Genomic DNA, 3,953 nt, shown 5'->3' on the forward strand with positions numbered 1-3,953 from the left:
TCCGACCATCACCACACCAAACGGGGTCATTGTCCAAGTTCCTGTAGAAGTCACGGTTAATGATAACAACCAAGCCAAAAATAGAATCAACCGAGAACAAGAGGACTTAGGCAAGATAGCCATACAGCTATCTAAGCAACCCGGTTATGAGTATTTAGCTGATTTAGAAAAGCGAGGTGATATTAACTGGCAACAAGTTGAGTTAATCCAAAAAAATTGGAACTATAAGCAAGAAGGATTAACCCCAGCGGCGGCGGCTTTAATTGCCATTGCGGTAACAGCAGCGTTAAGTGGTATGGATGGCGGAGGCGTTGCAACCTCACTTCTAAACCAAACAACGACAAATGCCACAACAGCTGGTATAGCTGGTAATGCAGCGATGTCAACCCTAGCTACTAAAGCAACAATCACACTAATCAATAATAAGGGCGATATTAATGCCACCTTACGGCAACTCGCCCGTAGTGAAACTGTACGCGGTATGGCGACCTCTGCTCTAACCGCTGGGTTAACGGCTGAATTTAACATTGGTAATAATGTTAATGATGCTTTTGCTAAGAAGTTATCTAATGGTATTAGCCGAGGGATAACGGAAGCAGCGGTTAATGCTACTGTCAATGGTACCAGCTTTGAAGATGCACTCACCAACAGCTTACGAGCTTCTTTAGTGGATGTGTTTGCAGGTGAGGTGTTTAGTAAGGGCGTCAAGCCCATTGATTCTGATGACTTTGCCCGAAACTTAGCTCATAAGCTAGCGGCGGCTGGTGTGGGTTGTGTGGCGGCAAGTGCGAAAAACCAAAGCTGTGATGCTGGGGCAATTGGTGCAGCTGTTGGTGAGATGGTTGGGGATTATTTAGTTGAGCAAGGCTTTGAAGGGGAATTGTCTGCTGAGCAAAAACAGGACATCTTAAATAGAGCTAAACTGGTAGCAGGTTCAGTTGCTTTAATTGTTGGCGCAGATGTAGACACTGCAGCAAATAGTGCGGGAGTGGCTGTTGAGAATAATTCTTTAAAAGTGGCAACAACCGTAATAAAAGTCTCTGGTAAAGTTTTTAAAGTAGCCGTAAAGAAAGGCAAGGTAACGATAAAGGATTTAAAACGTGCACTTAAAGAAGAAGGTTTTGATATTGTTGATAACTTAATCACTTTAAGCGATGGTCAAGTTGATATTAATGATGCTAAAGCTATTATAGATCTTGTGGTCGGTACCAGTTTAAATAAAGCAAATAAAGGTCAGGCTGCTTTAGAAATCGATAAAATCACTAAGAGATATTGCTTCGTAGCAGGGACACTTATTGAAACAATAGACGGTCTAAAACCCATCGAAACCATTCAACAAGGCGATTTGGTTTGGTCACGTCATGAAGAAACTTTAGAATATGGCTATAGACCAGTCACTGGTACATTCAGTTTTGACGATAAAGAAATCTATGAAGTTGTCGTTCAAGATAGCACTGGCAATACTGAAACCTACCAAACCACAGAAGAGCATCCGTTTTGGGTAGATGGTAGCGGTTGGATAGCAGCTACTGCTTTAATGGCTGGAATGAAACTAGTTGATAGAAATAATGAGATATTGACTGTTGTTAGCCAAACTAAGCTAGATAAAACGGATACTGTGTATAATTTTGAAGTCGATGAATTCCATACTTATCATATCGGTGAGTTTGGGGTTTGGGTGCATAATGCGTGCTATGATAGTTGGAAAATAACTCAACATACTGTCACTGTTAAACATCACAACTGGAATAAAATATTTGGTAATAAAACAGTGACTCTAGATGATGTTAATCCAATAATTAAACAAGCATTAAGTAAAGGAGAGTGGATAGAAACAGGTGATATATATCGTGGAGCAAAAGGGGTTAAAGTAGGAGATAAACTAATACTAAAAGCAGACGTCGATGGTCATACCATATGGGTCGAGGGTATTAGATTTTTAGATGGTACTATATCTCCAAAAAATGCAGGAGTTAAATAATGTCACGTATATCAGATAAATTAGATAAAGTTAATTCTTTAATAGATAGGAGTGAATTTTTACCAGCATTTAATTTATTAAATGAGATTATTATAGATAATCAAGCAAATAAAAAGGACATAGCCGATGCTATTAATCTAAAGGGTTTGATTGTTGCAATGTACTGTCCTAGCCTAACTGAATATGAAGAAGATGAAACTGGTTTAATTTATTTTATTAAAGCATATGATTATAATCCTTATGAGATCGGTGTTTTGTTTAATATACTAAGCTCGTTTGGTGAACTTGATATGAGACAAGCCTATACTAGAAACAATAAACATATGTTTATCACAGCGTATGATATTTTAAAAAATGAACTTTTTGATAGCCTTGATGATGAAATGAAAGAACAGCTACAGAACAAAACTAATCAATATTGTGAATTTAAAGAACAGATGCGAGATAAGCCAAGCTAGTCCAAGTAGGATGCTTGCCGCATACCAGACATCTTTTTTAATAAAACTGTCGAGCTGGACTTTAGGTCCAGCTCTTTCATGTATGAAATAGGGCTTTAAAATTCTCAATAACCTCAAAGATAAATAAATCTATGAAGTTGTGGTTCAAGATAGCACTGGCAATACTGAAACCTACCAAACCACAGAAGAGCATCCGTTTTGGGTAGATGGTAGCGGTTGGATAGCAGCTACTGCTTTAATGGCTGGAATGAAGTTGGTTGATAGAAACAATAATATATTAACCGTTGTTAGCCAAACCAAGCTAGATAAAACGGATACCGTATATAACTTTGAAGTCGATGAATTCCATACTTATCATATCGGTGAATTTGATGTTTGGGTGCATAATGCTTGTGTAAAGAGATTTAGTAATTTAAGTGATATTACAAATGACCGAATTTAGAAACTTGCTAAAGACTATAATGACATTACTGTAGGTAAAAGTGTTATTAATCTTGAAAGGGTTGGTAATCGTAACAGAGCTGGAGATTTTGCATGGTTATCAGCAGGAGGAAAAGTAATTAAAGATACTCCAGATATCAAAATTAGCTTACTACCTGATGGTTCAAAAGTGATTTCTCGTTTAAAAAGTAGTAGTGGTCATCCAACTATTGAGATTCAAAGTGCTACAGGTAAAGTACTAATAAAAATACGCTATTGATTTATAGGAGTTAAATATGAAAGAAGAATATAGTGAACCATGGTTTCCAAAAGATGAAAAAGTAAAGGAAATTTTTTTAAATACTAAAAAAGAAGATTTGAAAAAGGTTAGTGAGGTATTGAGTAATGTTCAAACCTTTATTCCTATAATTAATCCAGTTTTTGCATTAGCTAAAAACTGGAAGATTGCATTAGTTTCTCCTGAAACTTTAAATAAAACTAGTGAAGACTGGGATGAGTGTTTTTTTAGTAGGTTAGAAAATATAAAGAGTGAATTTAATGATCAAGAATTCTACTGGACATGTTTAAGTGATTTGGAAGACTTATCCCAAGAAACTTATTCCTACCAAAAATTTTATCCTTATGGTGTAGCAAAAGCACCATTAACTTTAGATAACTATATTAGAGTTCGTTCATCGCTTCCTTACGTATGTACTGAAACTATTATATGCTTCAACTCAAGCTTAGATATTTTGGTGTATCAAATATCAGGAGAGTTTATACTTGTAGCAACAGATACCTCTCTAATGAAAAAGTTATTTACTGAAAATAACTATAAAGGTTGGAGTGTGTTAGACAGCGGAAAGTTTTTTTATGGTGATTTAAAGGTCATATTGAATTGTGCGAGAATAATTTACAATAAATATAATATGACTTTTCAAGACTATCAATCTTGAAGCATCCCAAGTTGCGTTTTTAGATGGGTCTCAAACTAAAAAAACCTCTCGCAAATGGTATGGTAAGAAAAAAGTTAAAATAACGACCACCACAACCAATAACAGCAACGCCATTACAACAGATATCACAGCGAATAA

At 36.1% G+C, this 3,953-nt stretch carries 4 protein-coding genes; all 4 read left to right on the forward strand.

Annotated features, from left to right (window positions below; genetic code table 11):
* Positions 1-1,981 (forward strand): polymorphic toxin-type HINT domain-containing protein (locus G561_RS15075; protein ID WP_208854609.1); only part of this gene is annotated, 1,981 nt, incomplete at its 5' end.
* Positions 1,981-2,439, forward strand: a complete 459-nt coding sequence (locus tag G561_RS0113175; protein ID WP_028859951.1) for a hypothetical protein — start codon at positions 1,981-1,983, stop codon at positions 2,437-2,439. The genes G561_RS15075 and G561_RS0113175, both read left to right, overlap by 1 nt.
* A gap of 139 nt (positions 2,440-2,578) precedes the next feature.
* Entirely contained in the window at positions 2,579-2,881 is a 303-nt protein-coding gene (locus tag G561_RS0113180) for a polymorphic toxin-type HINT domain-containing protein (RefSeq protein WP_028859952.1), read from the forward strand.
* A gap of 274 nt (positions 2,882-3,155) precedes the next feature.
* On the forward strand, positions 3,156-3,815 hold the full coding sequence (locus tag G561_RS0113185) for a hypothetical protein (RefSeq protein ID WP_028859953.1): 660 nt from the start codon (positions 3,156-3,158) through the stop codon (positions 3,813-3,815).
* Positions 3,816-3,953: the final 138 nt, after the last annotated feature.

The organism is Psychrobacter phenylpyruvicus DSM 7000 = NBRC 102152, from assembly GCF_000685805.1.
Taxonomy (GTDB): Bacteria; Pseudomonadota; Gammaproteobacteria; order Pseudomonadales; family Moraxellaceae; genus Psychrobacter; species Psychrobacter phenylpyruvicus.